The 26,382-nt window shown below is 31.2% G+C and carries 21 protein-coding genes; 5 read left to right on the top strand and 16 right to left on the bottom strand.

The annotated features are described in order from the left end of the window. Positions 1-89: 89 nt before the first annotated feature. Positions 90-365: a DUF739 family protein gene (locus tag C0982_RS09170; protein ID WP_101773919.1), complete on the bottom strand. Its 276-nt coding sequence runs from the start codon at positions 363-365 to the stop codon at positions 90-92. 172 nt (positions 366-537) lie between these two features. Here C0982_RS09170 and C0982_RS09165 point away from each other — a divergent pair, with 172 nt between their 5' ends. The 4 genes from C0982_RS09165 to C0982_RS09150 all read left to right on the top strand — a co-directional run bounded on the left by C0982_RS09165 (position 538) and on the right by C0982_RS09150 (position 3,090). After that, positions 538-1,215, top strand: a complete 678-nt coding sequence (locus C0982_RS09165) for a LexA family protein (protein ID WP_101773918.1) — start codon at positions 538-540, stop codon at positions 1,213-1,215. A gap of 14 nt (positions 1,216-1,229) precedes the next feature. Beyond that, a complete protein-coding gene (locus tag C0982_RS09160) occupies positions 1,230-1,409 on the top strand; it encodes a hypothetical protein (protein WP_101773917.1) in 180 nt (59 codons plus the stop codon). Positions 1,410-1,418: 9 nt separating this feature from the next. Next, entirely contained in the window at positions 1,419-1,715 is a 297-nt protein-coding gene (locus C0982_RS09155; protein WP_101773916.1) for a hypothetical protein, read from the top strand. Positions 1,716-1,848: 133 nt separating this feature from the next. Next, the gene (locus tag C0982_RS09150) at positions 1,849-3,090 is read left to right on the top strand and encodes a site-specific integrase (protein ID WP_101773915.1); all 1,242 of its coding nucleotides are present in this window, start codon (positions 1,849-1,851) and stop codon (positions 3,088-3,090) included. A gap of 116 nt (positions 3,091-3,206) precedes the next feature. Here the strand turns inward: C0982_RS09150 and rlmD are convergent, their stop codons facing one another. The 15 genes from rlmD to C0982_RS09075 form a co-directional block, all read right to left on the bottom strand. Continuing rightward, positions 3,207-4,562, bottom strand: a complete 1,356-nt coding sequence (rlmD, locus tag C0982_RS09145; protein WP_101773914.1) for a 23S rRNA (uracil(1939)-C(5))-methyltransferase RlmD — start codon at positions 4,560-4,562, stop codon at positions 3,207-3,209. Positions 4,563-4,638: 76 nt separating this feature from the next. Continuing rightward, on the bottom strand, positions 4,639-6,375 hold the full coding sequence (gene pyk / locus C0982_RS09140; protein WP_101773913.1) for a pyruvate kinase: 1,737 nt from the start codon (positions 6,373-6,375) through the stop codon (positions 4,639-4,641). A gap of 21 nt (positions 6,376-6,396) precedes the next feature. After that, positions 6,397-7,368 (bottom strand): 6-phosphofructokinase, encoded by a 972-nt coding sequence (gene pfkA / locus C0982_RS09135; RefSeq protein WP_101773912.1) that lies wholly within the window; start codon positions 7,366-7,368, stop codon positions 6,397-6,399. Positions 7,369-7,648: 280 nt separating this feature from the next. Continuing rightward, complete coding sequence (locus C0982_RS09130) at positions 7,649-11,230, bottom strand: DNA polymerase III subunit alpha (RefSeq protein WP_101773911.1); 3,582 nt, start codon at positions 11,228-11,230, stop codon at positions 7,649-7,651. A gap of 43 nt (positions 11,231-11,273) precedes the next feature. Beyond that, on the bottom strand, positions 11,274-12,239 hold the full coding sequence (whiA, locus tag C0982_RS09125) for a DNA-binding protein WhiA (RefSeq protein WP_101773910.1): 966 nt from the start codon (positions 12,237-12,239) through the stop codon (positions 11,274-11,276). Further along, positions 12,239-12,670, bottom strand: a complete 432-nt coding sequence (locus C0982_RS09120; protein ID WP_101773909.1) for an NUDIX hydrolase — start codon at positions 12,668-12,670, stop codon at positions 12,239-12,241. The genes whiA and C0982_RS09120 overlap by 1 nt, the downstream gene beginning before the upstream one ends. Before the next feature lie 17 nt (positions 12,671-12,687). Further along, positions 12,688-13,839, bottom strand: a complete 1,152-nt coding sequence (locus tag C0982_RS09115; protein WP_101773908.1) for a gluconeogenesis factor YvcK family protein — start codon at positions 13,837-13,839, stop codon at positions 12,688-12,690. Between the two features lie 15 nt (positions 13,840-13,854). Next, a complete protein-coding gene (gene rapZ / locus C0982_RS09110; RefSeq protein WP_101773907.1) occupies positions 13,855-14,718 on the bottom strand; it encodes an RNase adapter RapZ in 864 nt (287 codons plus the stop codon). 13 nt (positions 14,719-14,731) lie between these two features. Then, the gene (locus tag C0982_RS09105; RefSeq protein WP_101773906.1) at positions 14,732-15,469 is read right to left on the bottom strand and encodes a PHP domain-containing protein; all 738 of its coding nucleotides are present in this window, start codon (positions 15,467-15,469) and stop codon (positions 14,732-14,734) included. A gap of 26 nt (positions 15,470-15,495) precedes the next feature. Continuing rightward, positions 15,496-16,416 carry a UDP-N-acetylmuramate dehydrogenase gene (gene murB / locus C0982_RS09100; RefSeq protein ID WP_101773931.1) on the bottom strand — a complete coding sequence of 307 codons (921 nt, stop codon included), beginning with the start codon at positions 16,414-16,416 and terminating at the stop codon, positions 15,496-15,498. 99 nt (positions 16,417-16,515) lie between these two features. Next, on the bottom strand, positions 16,516-17,448 hold the full coding sequence (gene hprK, locus C0982_RS09095) for an HPr(Ser) kinase/phosphatase (RefSeq protein ID WP_101773905.1): 933 nt from the start codon (positions 17,446-17,448) through the stop codon (positions 16,516-16,518). A gap of 26 nt (positions 17,449-17,474) precedes the next feature. Then, positions 17,475-19,289 carry an excinuclease ABC subunit UvrC gene (uvrC, locus tag C0982_RS09090; protein ID WP_101773904.1) on the bottom strand — a complete coding sequence of 605 codons (1,815 nt, stop codon included), beginning with the start codon at positions 19,287-19,289 and terminating at the stop codon, positions 17,475-17,477. A 220-nt stretch (positions 19,290-19,509) separates the two neighbouring features. After that, positions 19,510-22,344: an excinuclease ABC subunit UvrA gene (uvrA, locus tag C0982_RS09085; RefSeq protein WP_101773903.1), complete on the bottom strand. Its 2,835-nt coding sequence runs from the start codon at positions 22,342-22,344 to the stop codon at positions 19,510-19,512. Positions 22,345-22,407: 63 nt separating this feature from the next. Next, positions 22,408-24,381 (bottom strand): excinuclease ABC subunit UvrB, encoded by a 1,974-nt coding sequence (uvrB, locus tag C0982_RS09080; protein WP_101773902.1) that lies wholly within the window; start codon positions 24,379-24,381, stop codon positions 22,408-22,410. Next, complete coding sequence (locus C0982_RS09075) at positions 24,381-24,785, bottom strand: hypothetical protein (RefSeq protein WP_101773901.1); 405 nt, start codon at positions 24,783-24,785, stop codon at positions 24,381-24,383. The genes uvrB and C0982_RS09075 overlap by 1 nt, the downstream gene beginning before the upstream one ends. Positions 24,786-25,004: 219 nt before the next feature. On the opposite strand from C0982_RS09075, the gene C0982_RS09070 reads away from it, so the two are divergent. Next, positions 25,005-26,096 carry an AI-2E family transporter gene (locus C0982_RS09070; protein WP_101773900.1) on the top strand — a complete coding sequence of 364 codons (1,092 nt, stop codon included), beginning with the start codon at positions 25,005-25,007 and terminating at the stop codon, positions 26,094-26,096. Positions 26,097-26,382 lie beyond the last annotated feature (286 nt).

The raw sequence follows: 26,382 nt of genomic DNA, 5'->3' as shown, positions 1-26,382 counted from the left end.
CTCTCACCTCCCTCATATTCCACCTAACCACAAACGCATTAAAATAGTTACTACAGTAGCAGTTATAATTGAAACTGTTCCGCTTATTATTAATCTTGTTCTTTCATGTTTTTGTCTTCTTGAAAGCACTTTTTTAATTTACGGTTTTCCGTATTTTTAATTTTAAAAAAAACGTCATCTGACTCTTTAATTGTAAATCCAAATATTTCACATGCTTTCGCTATTTCGTTTTGAGAAAAAGGAATTCTATTCCCCAGTCTTTGCGACAAACTTGTTCCTGATATTCCAATGGCTCTGGCAAACTTTTCTTGTGTTCCACATTTTTCTCTTATAAGTCCTCTAAGCTTACTGTAATCATATTCCATACTTTATCACCTCATTTTCTATCTACGGATTTCCGTTCTATATATTTAGTATAATATCTTTCTTTAAATGTGTCAACGGTTTTCTGAAATATTTTTTTCACTTGCTTTACTTTTTATACGGAATACTGTATAATTAGCCTATAAAGCAACGTTATAAGGAGGGTAATTACAAATGACAGATACATTTTTAAAAAGATTTAAAAGAACGATAGATGAAAAAGGTATAACTCAATCGGAACTTTCAAAAAAAACAGGCATAAGAGCGTCTTCGATTTCTGATTATTATAATGGAAAATATGTTCCTAAACAAGATAAAATAACTCTTCTAGCAAATGCATTAAATGTGAGTCCTTCTTGGCTTGCCTGTACTGTAAATGATGAAAATCACAAGAATACAGATAAAACTAATAAAGTTTTCCCTTCTACTTCAGCACCTGTGTTACCTATTACAGCTGCAGCTGGTTCTCCTTGGGATTATGAATCAGGAACTGAGTTTGATGAAATAGAAATACCTGATGTATTACTTGGTAAATATGCAGGTAAAAAAACAATTGGTGTTGCTAAGGTTAATGGCGAAAGTATGAATAGAGATATTCCTAATGGATCGTGGATTATTGTTGATAGAGCTAAGAATGAATTAAATATGCTAAAGAATAGAGATATAGTGTTAGTTAGAGATTCAGCAGGATATACAGTTAAAAGGATTATAATAAGCCATAACGAGGTTATATTAAAGCCTAATTCAACATTTGATGAGTTTAGAGATATAGTTATTAATGAAGTGAATAAACATGATTACAGGCTTGTTGGCAAGGTCGTAAAGGCATTGATAGATTTTGATGAACAGTAGTAGGAGATATTATTATGGACATATTCTCTATAGGAATTTTCACAATCATAATTGGTCAAGCAATATTTATATTAGGTCTTAAAAGAAAAGGTGTGCAAAAATTTGATTTCAAAATTAAACACATAAATCTTATTGTTATTGGATCCATTCTTTCATTATTTGGAGCAGTAATTATTTTTATGAGTATTTTATAGGAGGGCAACATGGACGTAAAAGAATTTACAGGATATATGCAATTACATATGAAAAACTATGAACTTTTTAAGGAAAAAGCAATGGAGTTTCAAATTGAAGCTAACAATAAAAGAAAAAAGAAATGGAATGAATACAGACTTGAAAAAGAAGTAAAGGATATGTGGAATAAAATGATGGAAAGTGCATACAATCAAGTATTGACTGGTGCAGGAAATAAGAAAACTATTCATTCATATATTGAAAATAATAATGTTGTTGAATTTTTTGATGAAGCAATGAGAGATCTTAACTTTGGAGAAGAGTAAAACATGCTAATTTTTACAAAAAAAAAGAAGTAGCTACAAGTTTGACGACCGCACTACTTCTTCCACAATAAACAACACAGATGTCTGTGTCTATTTACTATACCTATTTTACCATAAATAAGGAGGTTTAACAATGGCAGTAATAAATACTAGAAAACGAGGTACAAAGTGGGAATATCGCTTTGAATCTGCAAAAATTGATGGTAAGAGAAAACATATATCTAAAAGTGGATTCAGAACAAAGAAAGAAGCTTTAGAAGCAGGTGCTAAGGCATTAGCTGAATACAATCAAAGTGGACTAACTTTTATTCCTAAAGATATTTCTATGCATGATTACCTAGATTATTGGTATGAGGAACATTGTGTTCTCAATTTAAAATATAATACATTAGTTAATTATAAAGCTCATATTGAAAAGTTTTTAAAACCAGCTTTTGGTAAATATAAATTATCTGCATTGAGTTCTGCTTCAATACAGTCTTTTATAAATGACTTAAAAAAACAAGGCTATTCAAAATCACATACGATTGGAATTAAGAGTACTTTGTCTGCCTCTCTAGAGTATGCAGTAGAACCTTTAAATTTTATAACTTTTAATCCATGTAAAAATGTCAAAAATCCTAAATTTGAAAAACAACCTGAAAAAAGATTTGTCATATCCAATGATGATTTTAATAGAATTATTAATAGATTTCCGCCTGATAATATATTCTATACCCCCTTAATGATTGGATACCATGCTGGGCTTAGAATATCAGAAACATTTGCTCTAACTTGGGAAGATATTGATTTTGAAAACAAGACTATTTCTATAAACAAAAGCACAGTAAAAAGATATAAAGATACTAAAAATCAAAAAGAGCCTTTAGGATGGTTTTTCCAAACAACGAAAACAAAATCATCAGTAAGAACTATTAAGATTGGTGATACCCTTATTAAAGCATTAAAGCTTGCTAGAAAGAAACAGATTGAAAATAAATTATTTTATGGCGAATTTTATACTAGAATATATCAGGAAAATAAAATTGATGAAAAATCAAACGAAATTAAAAAGATTATCGAGATAAACTCAAACGTAGATATTTCTTTAGATGAAATAGAAATGATATGTGTAAAAGAAAATGGTGAATATGTAAGTACTGATAGTTTTAAGTACTGCTCTAGAGTCATCAACCATTCTTTAAAAATTGATTTCAACTATCATAGTCTTAGGCACACACATGCTACTATATTAATTGAAAGTGGTGCAAATATAAAAGATGTCCAAACTAGGTTAGGTCATAATAGTATAGAAACTACATTAGATATTTATACTCACAATACCGAAAGGATGGAAAATGAAACGATCAATATCTTTGAACAGGCTATTAAATAATTATTATGCAATCCGTGGACAAAAATATAAATATTGTCCACCAAATAAAAAAAGCGTGGACAAACGGTGGACAAAACACCTATTTTATCCACTTTTCCACGTATTAGTTGTTGATATTACTTAGTTAGAACCGCCACGCTTTCAACGTGTACAGAATGAGGAAACATATCTACTGGCTGAATTTCACTACATTTGTATCCCCTTTCATCCAAATATTTTAGATCTCTAGCAAGTGTTGAAGGATTACAACTTACATAGACTACTCTATCCGGGTTCATCTTCACTATTGTATCTAATACTTCTTCTTCACACCCTTTTCTAGGTGGATCTACTACTACAACGTTGGCGCTCACTCCTTCTTTATAAAGTTTTGGAACTACTTCCTCTGCTTTTCCCACAAAGAATTCTGTATTTTTCAACTTATTTAATTCTGCATTTATTTTTGCATCTTTTATTGCATCTTCAACTATTTCTACACCGTATACTATATCTGCTTTTTGTGCTAAAAATAGTGATATTGTACCTATCCCGCAGTATATATCAAATACTTTGTCACCCCTTTTCAAGTCAGCATATTCTAGTGCTTTATTATATAGCACTTCTGTTTGTGTTGGATTTACTTGGAAAAAAGATAGGGGGGATATTTCAAATTTCAACTTACCTATATAGTCAATAATTTTTCCATTTCCGTAAATATTTATGTTTTTATATCCCATTACCACATTTGTTTTCTTTGTGTTAATATTAATTACAAGTGTTTTAAATCCTTCTACTTTTGATTTCAATTCATTTACCAGTTTATCCATTTCAGGTATATTTTCACTTGTACTGACAAGTATCACCATCACTTCGTTTGTAGTATATCCTACCTTTGTGACTATATGTCTAATCAAGCCTCTACCTGTTTTTTCATCGTATACGCTAATATTATTACTTTCAATAAAATCTCTTATAATTTCTATAATGATGTCATTTTTATCGTGCTGTATTACACATTTATCGATGTCTATTATATCGTGGCTTTTCTTTTTGTAAAAACCTATCTTTAGCTTTCCATCAACTCTCTGTACAGGAAATTGTGCTTTATTTCTGAATCTAAATGGAATATCCATTCCTAGAGTATCGTGGACTTTTATTCCTTCTAAGCCACCAATTCTTTTAATGTCTTCTCTCACTTGAGATGTTTTTATTTCCAGTTGTTTTTGATAATCTAACTCTTGAGTCTGGCATCCTCCGCAGTTTATATACTTATTTGAACAGAGTCTGTCTACTCTGTATATTGATTTTTTCTTTACCTTTGAAATCACACCTTCTGCATATTTTTTCTTCGATTTAGTGATTTTTACATCTACAGTTTCTCCTAGTAATGCACCATCCACAAATACCGTGAATCCATTGTGTTTTCCTATTCCTACTCCGCCTTTTCCAATATCAACTATTTCACACTCATATTTTTTACCTTTTTCCAACATTTTTCCACCATTTTGTAAAAAGCTATTACCATACTAATTAAAAATTAGCACAGCAATAGCTTTACACCTTCATTTATTATTCTTTTATAATCGTTCCACCAGATGGTTCGATTAATATTTTCTCTCCGTCAAATACTTTTTCCATTATCCCCTTCACAGATACTATTGCTGGAATACCTAAATTAATCGCAGCTATTGCAGCATGAGAAGTCATTCCTCCTGTTTCAGTTATTATGGCACCGGCTTTTTCTATGTATTTTATCATGTCTCTATCAGTTCCAACAGTAACTAATATATCACCTTCATTAAATACTGATACTGATTCGCCCGGTCTTATTACTCTAGCTATTCCTTCTACACTATGTTTACCTATTCCGATTCCTCTGCCAAGAAAATCTGCTATCACGCTTACTCTTATTAGATTTGTCTTTCCAGCTTCTCCAACAGGTACACCAGCAGTTATTACCACTATATCGCCAGTATTTACAAACCCAGCCATTTTTGTTGCTTCAATTGAGGCTTCTACTACTTCATCTGTATTTCCTGCAGATTCACTCATTACTGGATACGTTCCCCAAACAAGAGATAATTTTCTCATTACTTTTTCGTCGTTTGTTGCCGCAATAATTGGAGCTTGTGGTCTAAATTTTGACACCATTCTAGTTGTATAACCAGAAGATGTAGAAGTTATTATTGCTTTTGCTCCTAAATCTTTTGCAGTTGTACAAGTTGCATGACTTATTGCATCTGTAATAGTTACCTGCATTTTACTATTATAGTCGCTTACTACCTTGTAGTCAAGAGTTTCTTCGGTTCTAACTGCAATTCTATTCATTGATTTTACCGCTTCAATCGGGTATTTACCTGCTGCTGTCTCTCCTGAAAGCATCACTGCATCTGTACCATCATAAATAGCATTTGCTACGTCAGCAACTTCTGCTCTTGTAGGTCTAGGATTTCTTATCATTGAATCCATCATCTGAGTAGCAGTAATTACTGGTTTTGCAACTTCGTTACATTTTTTAATAATCATCTTTTGGACGATAGGTACTTCTTCACTAGGAATTTCTACTCCCATATCTCCTCTTGCAACCATTATTCCATCAGAAACTTGAAGTATGGAGTCTATATTTTCTACACCTTCTTGGTTCTCTATTTTTGAAATAATCTGTATATCTGAAGAATTATTTTCTTCTAATATCCTTCTTATTTCTAAAACATCTGATGCTTTTCTTACAAAAGAAGCAGCTATAAAATCTATACCTTGTTCTATACCAAATTTTATGTCACTTATATCTTTATCAGTAATAGCTGGTAGATTTATTACTACTCCTGGAAGGTTTACTCCCTTTCTAGATGATACCATCCCTGAATTTTCTACTACTGTGTGAATCTCATCTCCAGAAATTGATTCTATTTTTAATGAAACTAGACCATCATCTATTAGTATTCTATCTCCTACATTTACATCATTTACCATTTCTTTGTAAGATACGCTACAAATTTCTTTATTTCCTATACAGTCTTTCATAGTTACAATAAATTTGTCGCCTTCTTCTAGCATTACAGGGCTTTCAAATTCTCCTGTTCTTATTTCTGGACCTTTTGTATCTAGCAATATAGCAACAGGTTCATCTAACTCTTTTCTGATTCTCTTTGTTCTATCCATTCTAATTTTCTGTTCTTCATGAGAGCCATGAGAAAAATTAAACCTACAAACATTAAGGCCATTTTTCACAAGTTCTCTTAATACATCATCAGAATCTGTTGCAGGTCCCATTGTACATACTATTTTAGTCTTTTTTATGCTCACTCTACATTCTCCTAACTATAACTATATTGATAATACTTTTGCCATTTCATATATTTCTTCATCAAATTCTTTCTTTAGAGAAAGAGCTTCTTCGATATCCATTTCTATTACCTTGTTATCTTTTACTCCAACTGCTCTTGCAGACTTTCCTTCTATTATTAGTTCTACTGCTTTATTTCCAAGCTTACTAGCAAGCACTCTATCCGCTGAAGATGGTGCACCACCCCTTTGCACGTGTCCAAGAACTGTTATTCTTACGTCAGCATTATCTTCTTCGGCAAGAGCATCTTTTAGTTCTCTAGCTCCACCTTTAATACCTGTAGCTCCTTCTGCAAGAACTATTATACTGTGTTTTTTACCTCTCTTTTGAGTTGTTCTAAATCTCTTTACAATTTCTTCTGTTTTTATTTCGATTTCTGGAACGACTATAGATTCTGCTCCACCTGCTAATCCAGCATATAGAGCTAAATCTCCACAATTTCTTCCCATTACTTCTACTATATTTACTCTATCATGAGAAGATGAAGTATCTCTAATTTTACTGATTGCATCTAAAATTGTATTTACTGCTGTATCAAATCCGATTGTGTAGTCTGTGTATGCCAAGTCATTATCTATTGTACCTGGTATACCTATTGTAGAAACGCCTAGCTTGCTCAATAAATTTGCACCGTGGAACGAACCATCTCCACCAATTACAACTAGATTTTCAATTCCATATTTTTCTAATATTTCTACAGCTTTTTCTCTACCTTGCTCTGTTTTAAATTCCTCACTTCTTGAAGATTTTAAAATAGTTCCACCTCTTTGAATTATATCACCAACAGATGACAAATCCATTTCTACTATTTCTTCATCCAGAAGACCTTTATATCCCTTCTCAATTCCATAAACCTTATATCCATAATATATTGCACTTCTAACCACAGCTCTAATAGCCGCATTCATTCCTGGAGCATCTCCTCCACTTGTCAATACACCAATTGCTTTCATATCTTTCTCCTATCATTTCATATCATTATTTTATTTTATTTTTATTTATTTAGCATATACCCATTTGGGACTTTTTTAGTCCATGTCGCACTTTTTTATCCCATAGTGGGTAAAAAAATATTTCTGCTACTTATCTATACTCTGTTATTATAACATAATGGATTAGTTTCAGAAATATTTTTTACATCTTTTTTTATTTTTTTATATTTAAATCTAAGTGTATTTTCATTTAAGACTACTTATATATTCTATTTATACAATTTTTTATTTATTTAATTTTTTATTTTAGCACTACATCTGAATCTCCTACAGAGTTAGCAAGGGCTTCTCTCAATATATCATCTGCATATACTCCAATACCAGACAATTGATAAGTTTGCTTTTTACCTTCCAGATTTTCATCAATTGGGAATAAAATTATCTTATCATCTCCTTGATGCTGTTTTGCTATATGGTAAATTTCATTTAGTAATTCCTCATTTTTCATTGAGTCTATTCTTATAAATATTTTTTTACCTGTACTGTTTTTATAGATAGCTTTTTTATAATTTCCAGGCTTATATGTAGTCCCATTAGAGAACGGAGCTTTATCTTCAATATCTTTTATTTCACTAGCTATAAAAGATACATCCTCATCTCCTCTTATACTGATTCTGCCTTTTATCAGTACTATTTTTTCATCCTTAATCAAATCTTGATATGTTTCTAGAACTTTTGGAAATACTACTACATCCATGCTTCCAAATACATCTTCAAGTGTTACGAAGGACATAATATCATTTTTTTTAGTAGTCATCATTTTTTTAGATACAATCATACCACCTATTATATGTTCTTGATTATTTAAATCTTGAAGTTTTTCTGGATCTTCTTTTAGTTCTAATATATCCCTATTATTTATAGATGTTTTTTTATCCAATGTTTCTTCATACTCTGATAAAGGATGACCAGATACATATATACCTAGAACTTCTTTTTCCATTTCTAGTTTAATTTTATCCTTATATTCTTCGACATAGTCTAATACTTCATTACTATTGACTTGAACTTCATCATCTTCATTATTCATCATGTCAAATATCGATATTTGACCATCTACATTCCTTTTTCTATCTCTACTTATACTATCTAGCAAAGTTTCAAATCCAAACATCAATGTCGCTCTATTTTCTCCCATTGAATCAAATGCACCACATTTTATCAGACTTTCAATTACTCTTTTGTTTGTCTGTTTAGAATCTAATCTTTTTAGCATATCGGTAAGAGATACAAATTCACCATTTAAGGTTCTTTCATTTACTATATTATCTATTACGGATGACCCTACATTTTTTACAGCTGCAAGACCAAATCTTATATTTTTTCCATCAACTGAGAATTTTGAAAAAGATTTATTTATATCTGGAGGAAGAACTTCTATTCCTATAGAGTTACATTCTTTTATATACTCCACTACCTTGTCAGTATTACCCATTACAGATGTTAAAAGTGCTGCCATAAATTCTACTGGATAATGTGTTTTTAGGTATGCTGTTTCGTAAGCTAATACTCCATATGCCGCAGCGTGAGATTTATTAAATGCGTATTTCGCAAAATCTATCATATCATCAAATATTTTATTTGCAGCATCTTCTCCTACACCATTTCTTATACATCCTGGAATCTCAACTTCTCCATTGCTATCCAATTTTCCGTGTATAAAGTATTGGCGTTCTTCTTCCATTACATCCATTTTTTTCTTGCTCATCGCTCTTCTTACCAAGTCACTTCTTCCAAAGCTGTATCCACCTAGTTCTCTAACGACCTGCATTACTTGTTCTTGGTACACCAAACATCCATAAGTTACCTCTAGTATAGGCTTTAATTTTGGATCTACATATTTTACTTGGCTTGGATTATTCTTGCAGTTAATATATGTAGGAATTGAATCCATTGGACCTGGTCTAAAAAGAGAAATACCGGCTACTATGTCTTCAAAGCTAGATGGTTTTAACTGCTTCATAAAGTTTCTCATTCCAGAACTTTCCAGCTGAAATACACCCAAAGTGTTACCAGAAGACAGTGTTTCATAGACAAGAGGATCATCATAATCCATTTTAGAAAAATCAATTTTTTCCGTATATCCCTTTTCTTCTCTATTAGCTTCTATTAGATCCAATGCATCTCTTATTACTGTTAATGTTCTTAATCCCAAGAAATCCATTTTTAAAAGTCCAAGTTCTTCCAAAGTTGTCATCGTAAATTCTGTTGTAATGGAATCTTGGTTTCTATAAAGAGGTACATATTCATATACTGGTTTTTTTGATATAACTACTCCAGCTGCATGCGTAGATGCATGTCTGACCATACCTTCTACATCTCTTGATATGTCTATTATTTCTTTTACTTCATTATCTTCTTCATATAGCTCTTCTAGTTTTGGATTTACATCAAAGGCTTTATCAATTGTCATCCCAAGTGCAAAAGGTATTTCTTTTGCAACTGAATCCACTTTGTTATATGGAATATCTAGTACCCTACCAACATCTCTAATAGCAAGTTTTGCGCCCATTGTTCCAAATGTAATTATCTGTGCTACATGGTCTTCTCCATACTTGCGTTTTACATAATCAATTACTTCTTCACGTCTTTCATAACAAAAGTCAATATCTATATCGGGCATTGTTACTCTTTCTGGATTTAGAAAACGCTCAAAAAGTAAATTATATTTTATTGGGTCAATATCTGTAATATTTAATGTATACGATACTATAGATCCTGCTGCAGAACCTCTCCCTGGTCCAACCATAATATTATTTTGTTTTGCATAATTTATAAAGTCCCACACTATAAGAAAGTACTCTACATATCCCATATTGGAGATTACTTCAATTTCATAATCTAATCTCTTTTTTACATCTTCACTTGGATTTTCATACCTCTCTTCTAATCCTTTATAGCAAAGCTCTCTTAGATACTCTGTTGCTGTGTATCCTTCTGGAATATCAAATGTAGGTATATGATAACTATTAAAATCAAATTCTACATTACATCTTTCTGCTATTTTAAGTGTATTATCTATAGCTTCTGGTACGAAAGAAAATGATGCTTCCATTTCTTGTCTTGATTTAATATAGAATTCATCGTTTGGAAACTTCATTCTAGTTGGATCATCAAGTATTTTTTGCATCTGTATGCACATCAACACATCTTGTGTTTTAGAATCTTCTCTATTTACATAATGAGCATCGTTAGTTGCCACTAATGGTATATTCAATTCCTTAGATAATTTCAATATTCCTGCATTGACCTCTTTTTGTTCCGCCAATTTATGGTCTTGTATTTCTAAGAAAAAATTTTCTTTTCCAAATATATCTACATATTCATTTGCTAAATTCTTTGCATTTTCATAATTTTTTGCTAGCAAGGCTTTTGGTATTTCCCCACTTAGACAAGCTGATAGACATATTATTCCCTTGGCATATTTTCTCAATTGTTCTTTATCTGTTCGCGGTTTATAGTAAAAACCATCTACATAAGAATCTGATACTATTTTTATAAGATTTTTATATCCTTCATTATTTTCTGCTAGTAATATAAGATGTGAGGAGTATTTGTCTATATTAGGATCTTTATCCTTCAAACTTCTAGGAGCTACATAAACTTCACATCCAATAATTGGCTTTATACCTTCTTTTTTACATTTTTTATAAAAATCCACAACTCCGAACATTGATCCATGATCTGTTATAGCACACGATTTCATTCCTAATTCTTTCAATCTTGGAATCAGTTTATCAATTCTAGAAAAACCGTCTAGTAGACTATATTCCGTATGGACATGTAGATGTGAAAAATCAGTATTTACTGTTTCAGTATTCATATTTTCACCTCTTTCAAAAATAGCTGATGCATTCGCATCAGCACTAAAATAAATCTTCAGGTAATATCATATCTCTATATTTATCAGCTATTTCCTCAATTTTTTTAAATCTATGATTCACTCCTGATTTTCCTAGAGGAGGACTTAGCATCTCTCCTAATTCTTTTAGGCTTATATCTTCATTTTCTAATCTCAAAAGAGCTAGCTGTTGAAGATTTTCAGGCAATTCACTTATCCCGATAGTTTTTTGTATAATAAGAATATTTTCCACTTGTCTTACAGCCGCATCTACCGTCTTAGATAAATTTGCTGTCTCACAATTTACTATTCTATTTACTTTATTTCTCATTTCTTTTACTATCTTAGCATTTTGTAGAGTAAACATTGCTTTGTTTGCTCCCATCAAAGTCAGCAAATCAGATATCTGCTCACTTTCTTTTAAGTAAACAACATAGTTATTTTTTCTATCTATTATTTTGCTATTAAATCCCATTGAGTTTATGAGATCACTCAACTGTGATGCATATTCTTCATTGTTTGTCACAAATTCCATATGGTAGTTTTTTTCAGGATCATTTATAGATCCGCCTCCTAAAAAAGCGCCTCTAATATATGCCTGTTTTTCTTGTTGGTTTGAAATTAAGTAATCTGGGATGTCATTTCTAGTATAGAAACTATCTTCCTTTTCGAGTATACCCAATTCCACCAACATCCTACCTGCATTCATTTCAGGTGTTACTAAAAGTACATAACTATTATTTTTTTTCAACATTTGATTTTTATTTACAGTGATACTTGTATTAATACCGAAGTTAGTTTTTAATATTTTAAAAACCTTTCTGGCAACCGCATTTAATTCGGTACTTATCTTCAAACTTATTTCCATCTTTCCAGATAGGCCTATACTTCCCGATAGTCTAATAATTCCAGATAATTCAGCTAAATCTAATCTTTTTTTATCGTTAACTAATCTCGCTAATTCATTTTTTGTCTCTGTTGAAAAAGACATTAACGCTGCTCCTTTTTTTGTTCTTTTTTTATTTCTTCCAAGGCAACCTTTATTATTTCTTTTTCATCGTCATAGCGAGCCATATCTGTAACTCTATCCATATGTAAAAATTTAGCTTCTACAAACCCTTCCTCTTTCTGAGGTACTGTATCCATGTTAGTGGTATTCATCAAGTACCAAAACACTATTTTATGAACACCCTTACTTTGATCCCAGTTTTCTTTGTAAGTATAGTGAATTTCACCAAGGTATTTATCAATATTAGCCTTTACTCCAGTTTCTTCTTTTACTTCTCGTAAAGCTGCCTGTTCATGCGTTTCACCTTTTTCTACTTTCCCTTTTGGCAAAACCCAGTCTCCATTATATTTTCTCAATAACAATATGGTGTTTCCGAATACTACTACACCGCCTGCGCTTACCTCTTCTCTCATATTATCACTCCTTAAAATCAAATGTTGTTTGAATAACTATGTTTTGTTGCAATTCTAACTACTGTATTTGCAACAACCTCCGCATCATGTCTAATATAGCCATTTTTTATTTCTATTAATCTCTGCTCTACGCAGGTTATTCCCATATTTTTAAGCTCTTTTTTTTGTTCATCATCCAATATAACTAATTTAGCTCCGTCTTTTGAATATCTTTCAAATACTTCATCAGGTAAATCTTCATTATTTACAATTATATAGTCAATAAAATTTACTCCTGCGTGCTCTATTAGTACCTTCACATGATCAACAACACTTTTACCATCTGTTTCTCCTGGTTGTGTCATTATGTTACAAACGTATACTTTCGGTGCTATTGTGTTAGTCAGAGCATCTACCACATCTTCCACTAAAATATTTGGCAAAATACTTGTGTAAAGACTTCCCGGTCCAATCACAACAGCCTCAGCCTTGTTAATAGAAGAAATTACTTCTTCTAAAGGTCTTACATCTTTTTTATCTAGATATAATTTCTTTATTTTACTATTCTTTGCTTTAGAGACTTTTGGTATATTTGATTCCCCTACCACAACTTCTCCATTTTCAAGTTCTGCGACTAAATTTATATCATCTAATGTAACAGGAAGAACTTTCCCTGTTATAGCGAAAATTTGACTCATTTTGTATATAGCAGTCTCAAAATTATCATACAGACCATTCATAGCTGCTAAGAATAAGTTTCCGAAGCTTTGACCCTTAAGTGCTCCTTCTGGAAATCTATATTTCATAACTTCGTTCATTGTTGGCTCTATATTCGCAAGAGCCAATAAACAGTTTCGTATATCTCCTGGTGGAAGCATACCCAAATCTTCTCTTAATGCCCCTGAGCCTCCTCCGTCATCTGCAACAGTAACGATGGCAGTAATGTTTTTTGTTTCATGCTTCAAGCCTCTTAAAAAAATAGACTGTCCAGTTCCTCCACCCATAACTACTACGTTTGGTTGAAATTCTCTTCTTTCAAAACTTTCAATAGTTTTTTTGTTATATTCTAACGTCTTTTTGTACAAATCTATAAATTTATACGCTACATGAAACAGTACAATTAAGCTCACTGCTCCCAATACTGCAAGAATTGACAATACTATCTCTAACGGTGACAATTGTATTTGCATATTAACTCCCCCAATTTAATCTAATTTGGCATCTCTATGTTTCTTTACAACTCTATATCCATGTTCTTCAAGATAATCGTAAGTGTAATTCACCATAGTTACAGATCTATGTCTTCCTCCTGTACAACCAATTGCAATTACCAGGTGTTGTTTTCCCTCATTAATATATTGAGGTATTAAAAAGTCTAACATATCAAACAACTTTAATTGAAATTCTAGACTTATTTTAGAGTCCATTACAAAATCTCTGACCTCTTCATCATCTCCTGTTTTTACTCTTAATTCAGGGACATAATATGGATTAGGTAAAAATCTAACATCAAAAACTAAATCCGCATCCATCGGAATACCGTATTTAAACCCAAATGAAACTACAGATATTGTGATATTAGGACTATCCAAGCCATCTCCAGAATCGTATAAGTTAGCAATCTCTGCTTTTAAATCTTTTGGTTTCATATTGGTAGTATCGATAATCATCTTAGAATATTTCTTCAAAGGTTCCATTATGACTCTTTCTTTCTTTATTCCATCAGAAATTTGAGAATTGACTGCTAGAGGATGATTTCTTCTAGTCATTTTATACCTTTTTATTAAGACATCATCATCACAATCTAAATATATCATGTCGTATTTAAAATTGGCTACACTCAATTGTTCCAATGCCTCATTAAGTGCTTGAAAAAATTCTCTTCCTCTAATATCTATACCTAATGCTACCTTATCTATATTTGAGTTCACTTGGAAGAATAGTTCAGCGAATTTAACTATCAATGCAGGTGGCAAATTATCTACACAGTAAAATCCCATATCCTCTAATGCTTTCATAGCTTCACTTTTTCCAGATCCAGATAGACCAGTAACTATTATAAACTTCATAATTTGTCCCCCATTATTTATCTACATTGACAATTTTATCAAAATCAAGTCCCGCTTGCTCAGCCATTTTTATAGACTCATCAAAGTTTGCTATATTTTTTGGTTCATGAGCATCTGAACCAATATAAAACTTTATGTCCATATCTTTTATTTCTTTTAACATCTCTACACTAAGTCTGTTGTGATGAGAATTTATCTCTAAACCTGTGCCTGTTTTTTCTGCTGTATCTGCTACTTTTTTTATATCCACCGACCCCTTATCTCCTGGATGAGTAATATATAAAATTTTATTGTTTTTCATAGCATTTACTAGTGCGTTTGTATTATATTTTTTTGAAAAGTATCCTCTAAATATAAAGTTTACTATATGATTAAATAAACTTCCAGCTGAAGTTGGCTTTGAACCAAAGTGATATCCAGCTAATATGTAATCAAAGTATTCAACCATATCATCTGGCATATCAATTTTACCTGTATCATCTAATATGTTACACTCCATACCCATCAATATTTTAATTTCTGGATACTTCTCATTTAATCTATCTATTTCTTTTCTTTGTTTTTTTGCATTTTTTTTCGATAGTCCATAGTAAAGGTGATTGAAGCCATGTTCAGATATTCCTATAATATCAATGCCTTTTTCTATAGCCATTTTTACATTTTCTTCAATAGTTCCCTTGGCATGACGTCTCTTTTCATTTCCTCCGCAACTATAAATTGTGTGTGTATGGTAATCTGCAATAATTTTCATCTATTCACCTCCAGATTACTCTTAAATTATTCGATATCTTCGCCTAAAATTTTGACCTCTTCTTCTAATTTAACTCCATGATTTTCGTAAACAGAACTTTTTACATGTTCGATTAAATTAATTAAATCTCTAGCTGTGGCATTATTATAATTAATTATAAAGCCAGAGTGTTTTTCAGATACCATTGCGCCTCCAACTGAAAATCCCTTCAAATTAGAGTCTTGTATCAATTTCCCTGCAAAATATCCTTCAGGTCTTTTGAATGTACTACCAGCACTTGGATATTCTAAAGGCTGCTTCGTACGTCTTTGGTGAGAAAGATCATTCATTTTTTCTTTTATTTCTTCATAGTCTCCATTTTCCAACTTTATAACTGCTGATAGCGCAATTAAATTTTCTTCAGTAAGCCTACTATGTCTATATTCAAATCTCATTTCTTCATTTGTATATTCAACAATATTTCCGTCACAATCCATCAATCTTACCGACTTAACAATATTTTTCATTTCTCCGCCATATGCACCAGCATTCATAGCCAAAGCTCCACCAAGCGTACCAGGTATTCCTGATGCAAATTCAAATCCTGTCAAAGAAGCGTTCATCGCTTCTCTACCTATTGTAGATAACAAGGCACCTGTCTCAACAGTTATTTCATCTCCATCTATATTATAATTGCTGAAATTACTAGAAAGTTCTATTACCAGCCCTCTAAATCCGCCATCTTTTATTAATATATTTGTACCATTTCCCATTACGAGAAATGGAATATTCTTTTCATTTACTAATTTTAATACTGCCCTAATATCATCTTCAGTCTTAGGTCTAACTAATATATCTGCTGGACCGCCTACTTTGAAAGATATATGGTCATTCATAGGTTCGTCAATATAAATCAAATCTTCATCAATAATTGATTTTAACGAATTATATAATCTATTCTTTTCCATTTCTTCCTCCCTATTTATTTTCAATATATACCACCTTATATAATAACCAATATAGTATAAAATAACAATACTTTTTTTGTAAAATATACGCTCAAATGCTTATTTTTCCTTGCTTTTAATTACATCTATTAATTTGTTAGAAAACTCTGCAGCAGCGTCACTTCCTGTTTTTCTTTGGATATAGTTCATAGCTGCAACTTCAAGCACCATAGCTGTATTTCTACCAGGTTTAACAGGAATTACAATCTTTTCTATTTTTTCACCTAGAATTTCTTCGTAATCTCGATCCAATCCTAGTCTATCATAGTATTTCTTAGGATCCCAATTTTCTAGGTATGCTACTAATTCTATTTTTTTATTCAAGTTAAGAGCTCTTGCACCATACAAGCTCTTTATATCAATAATACCAATTCCTCTTATTTCAAGATAATTTCTAAGTAATTCTGGTGCTGTACCTGACAACCAGCCATCATCAATTCTTTTTATCTCTACAGCATCATCAGCAACTAGCCTGTTTCCATTTTGAATTAACTCAAGGGCAGTTTCAGATTTACCTATACTGCTTTCACCTTTAATTAAAACCCCAACTCCATTAATATCTACCAAAACTCCGTGTACAGTCTCCATCGGAGCCATCTTGTCTTCTAGATATGCAGATAACTTATTTATAAATCTAGTTGTTATAATCTCAGTTGAACAGATTATAACATTTGACTTTTTAGCTGCATTGTAAAAATCTTCTCTTAGCTCCATCCCTCTTGTTACAATTACTATTGGTATATCGTATGAAAAGAATTTTTTTAAAGTTTCATTTCTGTTTTCTAGTGAAAAGTTACCAAAAAATGTATACTCTGTTCTTCCAATAATTTGAATTCTTTCTGAAGTAAAATAATCAAAATATCCTGCTAGCTGTATACCAGGTCTATTTATTTCTTTTTCTGTTACAAATGTTTTTTCCGCAAGACCTTCCGGAGAAATTATTTCCTTTAAATTAAACTGATCTATTAAATCTCTTACACTTACTTTTCCCATAATTTAATCCTCTTAGTAAATATTTTTTATCTTTCTTTTTTTAAATGTTTTTCTATACTTTCGGCAATTTTCAAAGTAATTCCATCGACTTCCATTAGCTCCTCTTTAGTCGCCTTTTTTATATTATCTACATCTTTAAATTTTTGTATCAATGCTTTCTTTTTCTTAGGCCCTACACCTGGGACATCGTCTAACATTGATTTAGTCATCTTTTTATCTCTTAGACTCCTATGAAAAGATATTGAATACCTATGGACCTCTTCCTGTATGGATGCTACAAATCTATATAAATTTGAAGTTTTATCAAGTTCTATACTGTCTACTTCATTTATAAGACCTTTTGTGTTGTGCTTTGAATCCTTACACATTCCCCAAAGAGGTATATCTTCCCCATTATTATTTAAAATTTCTCTTACTGCAGAAACTTGTCCTCGTCCTCCATCTAGTAATATTAGATCAGGTAGTTTATCATGTTTTAATCTCCTATCTATTATCTCTTGCATCGATGCATAATCATTTGGACCATCTACAGTTTTTATCTTAAAACGTCTGTATTCTTTTTTATCTTTAACCCCATTTGTATACACGACCATTGTTCCAACAGAGTCAACACCTTGAATATTAGATATATCATATGATTCTATCCTCACCAGTGGTTTTTCGATAGATAGCAATTTCCTTAATTCTTCCAAAGAACCTAGACTTTTTTCATATTTTTTTCTTTTTACATCATCAAATTTTTCTAGATACTCCTCAGCATTTTTTCTTACCATCATTATTAGAGCTCTTTTTTCGCCTCTTTGGGGTATTTTTATTAATACTTTTTTGCCTTTTTTATATGAAAGCATTTCTTCTACTATTTCTTGTTCTTCAAAGTTTTCCTCCACGATTAATTCTTTAGGAATATATTCTTGTGTCATATAAAACTGTTTTATAAACGAACTCAATATAGCCGATCTATTGCTACCCTTAACACCTTCTAGCATATAGTTTTCACGACCAGATAGCTTCCCATTTCTAATAAAAAATATTTGAACACAAGCTTCATCTTCATTATTTGCCATCGCAATCACATCTTGGTCAAGATCACTCTGGGTATTCGTTATTTTTTGTTTCTGCATTAATTCCGTAACGCTATTTATTTTATCTCTATATTCAGCAGCCTCTTCAAACATCATATTTTTAGAGTATTCTTCCATTTTTTTAGTTAGAGTTTCTACTAGAATTTCTTCTTTACCAGATAAAAAGAGTATTATTTCATCTATCAACTCCATATATTCGGCCCTTTTTACTCTTCCTGTACAAGGTCCTATACATTGCTTTATGTGATAGTTCAAACATGGTCTCATATTTGATCTTATTGCTTTTTTTATATCTATATTACAAGTTCTAATAGCATATGTATTTCTAATAACTTCCAGTGTATCATTTACAGCAGATACATTTGAATACGGTCCAAAATATTTTGCTCCGTCTTTTAGAACTCGCCTTGTCTTTATTACTCTAGGGTATTCTTCATTTAGTGTGACTTTTATATAAGGATACGTCTTGTCATCCCTTAAAAGAATATTATATTTAGGCTTATATTTTTTTATTAAATTATTTTCCAGTATTAGAGCTTCTAACTCCGAATCAGTCATAATATACTCAAAGCTAGAAATATTTTTCACCATTGATTTCACTTTGTCCGCGTGATTTTTAGATGACTGAAAGTATTGCCTTACTCTATTTTTAAGAGAAATAGCCTTCCCTACATATATGACATTAGTATACTTATCTTTCATCAAGTATACTCCAGGACTGTCTGGTAATGTCTTTAAGTGAGCTTTTATATCAAACAACTCATCTGCTCCTTCCTCCTAATTTACTACTTTATTCTATATCTATAAATTATACTATATATTAATCGTTTTGTACTTACATAAACTCTGAACTTATATAGTTAATTTACCCAATAAAACCATTTTACTAAACATCACTTATTATATAATAGTATGCTTTTTATTATATATAAAAGAGATGCTATTCAGCATCCCTTTTATTTTCAAATATTCAATTTATCTAATCATCGCTCATCATTTTTTTTAAATATTGACCTGTATAACTTTCTTTGACTTTACACAATTGTTCAGGTGTTCCAGTTGCAACAATATTTCCTCCCATATCACCGCCATCTGGTCCCAAGTCTATCACGTAATCAGAAGTTTTTATAACATCTAAGTTATGTTCTATTACAACTATAGTATTACCTGCATCTGTCAATCTTTGAATTACTTCAATTAATTTTCTTACATCTTCTGAATGAAGACCCGTAGTAGGTTCGTCTAATATGTATAAAGTTTTACCCGTAGATCTCTTACTCAATTCCGCTGCAAGCTTTATTCTTTGAGCTTCTCCTCCCGATAATTGAGTTGAAGGCTGACCTAATTTTATATACGATAGACCAACATCCATCAATGTTTCTAGTTTTCTTTTTATACTAGGTATGTTTTCAAAAAACTCTAGTCCTTCTTCTACATTCATTTTTAATATATCTGAAATATTTTTTTCTTTATATTTTACTTGAAGTGTTTCTCTATTATATCTTTCTCCCTTACATACTTCACAAGGTACGTATACATCTGGCAAGAAAAACATTTCAATTTTTAAAATTCCATCACCCTTACATGCTTCACATCTACCACCTTTGACGTTAAAGCTAAATCTTCCCTTTTTATATCCTCTTGCTTTAGCTTCATTTGTCGTAGCAAATAGATCTCTAATCATATCGAATACGCCTGTATAAGTTGCTGGATTGGATCTAGGTGTCCTCCCTATAGGGCTCTGATCAATATTAATAATTTTATCAATATTTTCTATACCTTTTATACTTTTATGCTTTCCTGGCTTGTTTCTTGATTTATTTACAACCTGAGCTACTCCTTTATATAATATTTCATTTACTAGAGTTGATTTACCTGAGCCAGATACTCCTGTAATACAAGTGAATTTACCTAGAGGGAACTCAACATTTATATTTTTAAGGTTATTTTCATTAGCTCCCTTTATCTCTAAGAAAAGACCATTTCCTTCTCTAGTTTTTTCAGGAATAGGTATTTTAATTTCACCGCTTAAGTATTTTCCAGTGATGGAGTTTTTATTATTTATTATATCTTGTACAGTTCCTTCAGCTACAATCTCACCACCGTGGATACCTGCTGCCGGTCCTATATCAACTACATAGTCGGCTGCTCTAATAGTGTCTTCATCATGCTCAACTACTATTAAAGTGTTTCCTATTTCAGCTAATCTTTCAAGAGTTTCAATTAGTTTATCATTATCCTTTTGATGAAGCCCTATGCTTGGCTCATCTAAAACGTATAATACTCCAGTTAACGCAGAACCAATTTGAGTCGCCAATCTAATTCTCTGGGCTTCTCCACCTGATAGTGTTCCAGCCTTTCTTGATAAATTCAAATACCCTAGACCTACATTACTTAAAAATTTAGCTCTTTCTACGATTTCTTTTAGCACATCTTTTGCTATAACTTCATTTTTTTCGCTAAATTTTATATTTTCGATGAAATCTATCAATTTTTCAACTGAAAGATCTGTTACATCCATAATATTTTTTTCTCCAACTTTTACTGCTAGAACTTCTTTTTTAAGCCTTTTTCCGCCACATTCATGGCATGGATGCTCTGATAGAAATTCATCTAATCTATCTCTCATAGCCTCTGAATTAGTTTCTTTATATCTACGGTCTATATTTACAATTACACCTTCATAGTAGTTTTTGTATTCTTTTATTCCTCCAAATTTAGAATCAAATTGAAATGAAATCAATGTATTTTTGTCACCATATAATAGTTCTTGCACAAAATCATCTGGTAAGTCTTTAAATGGAGTATCTATAGATACATTATATAATTCGCAAAGCGATAATATCATTTTTGTATAATATGTATTATCGTTTAATCCATTAGTAGACCATGCTGCAATTGCACCTTGTTTTAGACTCAAGTCCTTATTAGGAACAACTAAATCCTCGTCTACTTCTTTACTTTCTCCCAGACCTTTACATACTTCACACGCTCCAAACGGCGCGTTAAACGAAAACATTCTAGGTGATAGTTCTTCTATTCCTATTCCATGATCGGGGCATGCAAATTTTGTTGAATAAAGTTCTTCTCCCTTATCCATATTTTGAACAATGATTAATCCATCAGATAGCTTGACTGCTGTTTCAACTGAGTCTCCTAATCTTGCTTCTATTCCATCTTTCAATTTTATTCTATCTACTACGACATCAATCGTATGCTTTTTATTCTTTTCTAAAGATATCTCATCATTTATATCGTAATTTTCACCATCTATTCTAACTCTTACATATCCTTCTTTGCGAATGTAATCCAGTGTTTTTTTATGAGTTCCTTTTTGCCCCCTTATAATAGGCGATAATATTTGTATTCTTGCCTCGTCTTTATCATAATCCATTATCTTGTCTACAATTTCTTGCACAGTCATCTGACTTATTATTTTACCGCAAGTAGGACAATGTACATCTCCAACCCTTGCATACAAAAGTCTTAAATAATCATAAATTTCAGTTACTGTTCCAACTGTAGATCTTGGATTTCTAGAAGTAGTTTTCTGATCTATTGATATAGCAGGTGATAGACCTTCAATATAGTCTACACTTGGCTTTTCCATCTGACCTAAAAACTGTCTAGCGTAAGAAGATAAACTTTCCACATACCTTCTCTGACCCTCTGCGTAAATTGTATCAAATGCCAAAGAAGACTTCCCTGATCCCGATAATCCAGTGAAAACTATAAATTTATTCCTAGGTATTTTTAAATCTATATTTTTTAAATTATTTTCTCTTGCTCCTTTTATTGTTATATATTCCTTCAAATTTGCCTCCTTGTACATGGTACTTTGAAATTCAGCTTTAAAACCATGCAGAGCTTTAGTTTTTTATATTTTCTTTTCTAGTTCCATTATCTTATCTCTTAACTGTGCCGCTCTTTCAAATTCTAATTTTTCTGCTGCTTCAACCATTTCTGATTTCAATACAATTATAGCATCAGTTATTTCACCTGCACTTTTAAGTTTTTTGATATCTGAAAGATCATATGAAGCTTCATCTTCTGCAATCTTTGTCGCTTCAATATTAGCTCTTATGTCTTTTTTGATAGATTTAGGCACTATATTATGTTTTTCATTATAATCGCTCTGTATTTTTCTTCTTCTTTCTGTTTCTGTTATCGCATTTTTCATTGAGTCGGTAATTTTATCAGCATACATTATTACTCTTCCTTTTGCATTTCTAGCTGCACGACCGATAGTCTGAATCAATGAAGTTTCAGATCGTAAAAAACCTTCTTTGTCTGCATCTAAAATCGCAATTAAAGATACTTCTGGTATATCCAATCCTTCTCTCAATAGGTTTATCCCTACTAAAACGTCGAATTTACCTAGTCTTAAATCCCTTATTATTTCAGTTCTTTCCAAAGTAACAATATCTGAATGCAGATATTTTACCTTAATACCCAATTCTAACAAATATGCACTCAAATCTTCACTCATTTTTTTAGTCAAAGTAGTGATTAGTACTCTTTCGCCTTCTTCAATGTTTTTATTTATTTCCACAATTAAATCATCTATTTGATTTTCAACTGGTCTAACGCTAATTAAAGGATCTAATAAACCTGTTGGTCTTATTATTTGTTCCGCAAAAACTTCAGATTTTTCCATTTCATAAGGACCTGGTGTAGCTGAAGTAAATAAAGCTTGATTTATATTTTCCTCAAATTCTTCAAAATTTAAAGGTCTATTATCGTATGCAGAAGGAAGTCTAAATCCATTTTCAATAAGTGACTTTTTTCTTGATCTATCCCCAGCATACATTCCTCTTACCTGTGGAACTGTAACGTGTGATTCATCTATTATAAGTAAAAAATCATCTGGGAAGAAGTCCATCAAAGTGTATGGTTTTTCACCTTCTTCTCTTCCCGTAATATGTCTAGAATAGTTTTCTATACCTTGACAAAAGCCTATTTCTCTTAACATTTCAATATCATAATTAGTTCTTTGCTCTATCCTTTGAGCTTCTAACAGTTTACCTTGCTCCTTAAATTCACTTATTACCTCTTCTAATTCTGATTCAATCGTCTTTATTGCACTCTCGATTTTTTCTGGCGTAGTAGCGTAATGTGATGCAGGAAATATAACTACATGATTTCGTTCTCCAGAAACTTTATTTGTTATATAATCAATTTCTGTAATTCTATCAATTTCGTCTCCAAAAAATTCCAGACGAATTGCACGCTCATCATTACTTGCTGGAAATATTTCTAATATATCTCCTCTTACTCTAAATGTTCCTCTTATAAAATTTGTGTCATTTCTTTCATATTGCATTTCGATTAATTTTTTGATTACTTCATCTCTATCCCTTATCATTCCTGGCCTTAAAGATAGCATCAATTCTTTGTAGTCTTTTGGATCACCCAGACCGTATATACAAGAAACAGAAGATACTATAATCGTATCTTCACGCTCTAAAATCACGGCTGTTGCAGAGTGTCTAAGTTTATCAATTTCATCATTTATACTTGCATCTTTTTCTATATATGTATCGCTATGTGCTACGTAGGCTTCTGGCTGATAATAATCATAATAACTCACAAAATACTCTACAGCATTATCAGGAAAAAATTCCTTAAATTCACTGTAGAGCTGAGCTGCTAATGTTTTATTATGGGCTAACACAAGAGTAGGTTTTTTCACCTTTTCTATTATATTCGCCATAGAAAAAGTTTTACCAGATCCTGTCACACCTATTAGCGTTTGAAATTTATTTTTAGAGTTTAAAGATTTCGTTATTTTTTTTATTGCCTCTGGTTGATCCCCTGTTGGTTTATAATCCGATACTAATTTAAATTCCATTATTTTTCCGACCTTTTTTGAACATATTCTATCATTTCTATTGCGGCTTCTTTTGTAACCTTGTTCCCAATTTCAAATAGATATTCTTTACCCCAATCACTCTTTATATATAAGTATTCTATTTCATCTCTATCCAATAATTCTATTTTTACAATATCTTCAATTGGTATGTTTAGCTTTGTAATTTTTTTTGGTTTTTCTCCATGTAAGCTTTTTCTGCTATACTCTGCAAAAAATGTCTTTTCAGTAAGATAAAGAGTATATAAATCAGGTTCTGGACCTGATGTTTTATTATGACCTAAAAGAGAATTCGCAACCATATTTATACCTCTATCTGTCATACTCAACCTTCTATTTGTAACAAGTGTCACTATTACTTTTTCTCCATTATATTCAGTGTTCATTTGATTCCCTCCTTAGACGATTTAATAAAATATATTATTACAAAATCTATTTCAAAAAAAACTTATGTTTATTACATTTTACCATATATTTTAATACTTGTATTTAGTTTTTGTTTATAGTTGTATTTAGTTTTTTTTTAATGTAAAATTGAGAATGTATAACTATTTATTTTTATAAATTTAAATAGAATTAATTAAATTCTTAAAGGAGGAAATATCATGGAAGTTAGAATGAAAAAAATATATTCTTTACTCATTTTAACAGGTGTCATTTTAGCCGTAGTCGTTAATTCTACCAGTATATTAGAATGGTTTCGAGATTTTATTGTCGTTTTAAATCCTATAATTATCGGATGTGTAATGGCATTTATTTTGAATATATTAGTTGTAAAATGGGAAAGTGTTTATTTTGTGGATACAAAAAATAAAATAATTATTAAAACTAAAAGAGGGGTTTGTATATTACTATCCATTCTATCAGTTTTGCTAATTCTATTTTTTGTGTCAAAGCTTATTCTTCCTCAAGTAAATAAATCGATTTCTCTTTTTATACAGCAATTTCCAACAGTTTATGATAAAATTTTAAGAGATATCATTGAGTATTCTGAAAAAGTTCCATTCTTAAAAAATGCAATTATTCCTCATAATCTAGACGGAAAAGAAATCATTGAAAAAGTAATGGGAATTTCTGCAAACTGGGTCGGAGGTATTTTTTCCTTACTAGGCTCTTTCTTAGGATTGATAGCAAATTTAGTAATAGCTTTTATTCTTGCAATATATATTGTTGCAAGCAAAGAGAGACTATGCAAACAATTTAATAAAGTATTTAACAAGATTTTAAGTCAAAAATTCATAAAAAAATTCTATTACATTTTAGATATTACTAATTCTACTTTTAGAAGCTTTTTTATAGGACAGTTTTTAGAAGCTATTGTTTTGGGGTCTCTGTGTACACTAGGTATGTATATATTGGGAATTCCATATCCTCCTATGATCGGTTCTGTTGTTGGACTGACTGCTTTAATACCTCTAGTAGGTGCTTATATTGGTGGAGGATTTGGATTTATTATGATTATTACACATAGCTTTTTTGATGGAATTGCGTTTGTAATATTTTTAATTATTTTACAACAATTTGAAGGAAATGTTATTTATCCTAAAGTGGTAGGAACATCTGTAGGATTACCAGGATTATGGGTTTTAGTTGCAATACTTGTTGGTGGTGGACTTTTTGGCGTAACCGGAGTATTCTTCGCCGTACCTGTAATGGCAACTCTTTATAAGCTTTTAGAAAATTACGTTGAAAGTTAAATTTACAATTTTTTTACTATCAACTTAAATAATTAATACATATCATTTAATAAAAATATGATTAACAATAAAAAACAACAGTTTTCCTATAGGAATCCTGTTGTTTTTTTATTGTTATAGTATAAATAAGGCTATTTATACTATTTATATTCTGCCATTAATTTTTCAAATATTGGAAGTGACTTTTCACACTTTTCAGTCTCAACACAATATGATAATCTCATATATGATTTAGATCCAAATCCTGCACCTGGCACTACTAACATATCATGTGCTTTAGCTTTTT

Origin of the sequence: Peptostreptococcus faecalis (assembly GCF_900240845.1) — a bacterium.
Taxonomy (GTDB): Bacteria; Bacillota; Clostridia; order Peptostreptococcales; family Peptostreptococcaceae; genus Peptostreptococcus; species Peptostreptococcus faecalis.
This window is presented reverse-complemented; position numbering and strand designations above follow the sequence as displayed.

Coding starts and splice junctions, on each gene's coding strand:
- C0982_RS09170 (WP_101773919.1), bottom strand. CDS start 365: ATGGAATATGATTACAGTAAGCTTAGAGGACTTATAAGAGAAAAATGT.
- C0982_RS09165 (WP_101773918.1), top strand. CDS start 538: ATGACAGATACATTTTTAAAAAGATTTAAAAGAACGATAGATGAAAAA.
- C0982_RS09160 (WP_101773917.1), top strand. CDS start 1,230: ATGGACATATTCTCTATAGGAATTTTCACAATCATAATTGGTCAAGCA.
- C0982_RS09155 (WP_101773916.1), top strand. CDS start 1,419: ATGGACGTAAAAGAATTTACAGGATATATGCAATTACATATGAAAAAC.
- C0982_RS09150 (WP_101773915.1), top strand. CDS start 1,849: ATGGCAGTAATAAATACTAGAAAACGAGGTACAAAGTGGGAATATCGC.
- rlmD (WP_101773914.1), bottom strand. CDS start 4,562: ATGTTGGAAAAAGGTAAAAAATATGAGTGTGAAATAGTTGATATTGGA.
- pfkA (WP_101773912.1), bottom strand. CDS start 7,368: ATGAAAGCAATTGGTGTATTGACAAGTGGAGGAGATGCTCCAGGAATG.
- C0982_RS09130 (WP_101773911.1), bottom strand. CDS start 11,230: ATGAATACTGAAACAGTAAATACTGATTTTTCACATCTACATGTCCAT.
- whiA (WP_101773910.1), bottom strand. CDS start 12,239: ATGTCTTTTTCAACAGAGACAAAAAATGAATTAGCGAGATTAGTTAAC.
- C0982_RS09120 (WP_101773909.1), bottom strand. CDS start 12,670: ATGAGAGAAGAGGTAAGCGCAGGCGGTGTAGTAGTATTCGGAAACACC.
- C0982_RS09115 (WP_101773908.1), bottom strand. CDS start 13,839: ATGCAAATACAATTGTCACCGTTAGAGATAGTATTGTCAATTCTTGCA.
- rapZ (WP_101773907.1), bottom strand. CDS start 14,718: ATGAAGTTTATAATAGTTACTGGTCTATCTGGATCTGGAAAAAGTGAA.
- C0982_RS09105 (WP_101773906.1), bottom strand. CDS start 15,469: ATGAAAATTATTGCAGATTACCATACACACACAATTTATAGTTGCGGA.
- murB (WP_101773931.1), bottom strand. CDS start 16,416: ATGGAAAAGAATAGATTATATAATTCGTTAAAATCAATTATTGATGAA.
- hprK (WP_101773905.1), bottom strand. CDS start 17,448: ATGGGAAAAGTAAGTGTAAGAGATTTAATAGATCAGTTTAATTTAAAG.
- uvrB (WP_101773902.1), bottom strand. CDS start 24,381: ATGGAATTTAAATTAGTATCGGATTATAAACCAACAGGGGATCAACCA.
- C0982_RS09075 (WP_101773901.1), bottom strand. CDS start 24,785: ATGAACACTGAATATAATGGAGAAAAAGTAATAGTGACACTTGTTACA.
- C0982_RS09070 (WP_101773900.1), top strand. CDS start 25,005: ATGGAAGTTAGAATGAAAAAAATATATTCTTTACTCATTTTAACAGGT.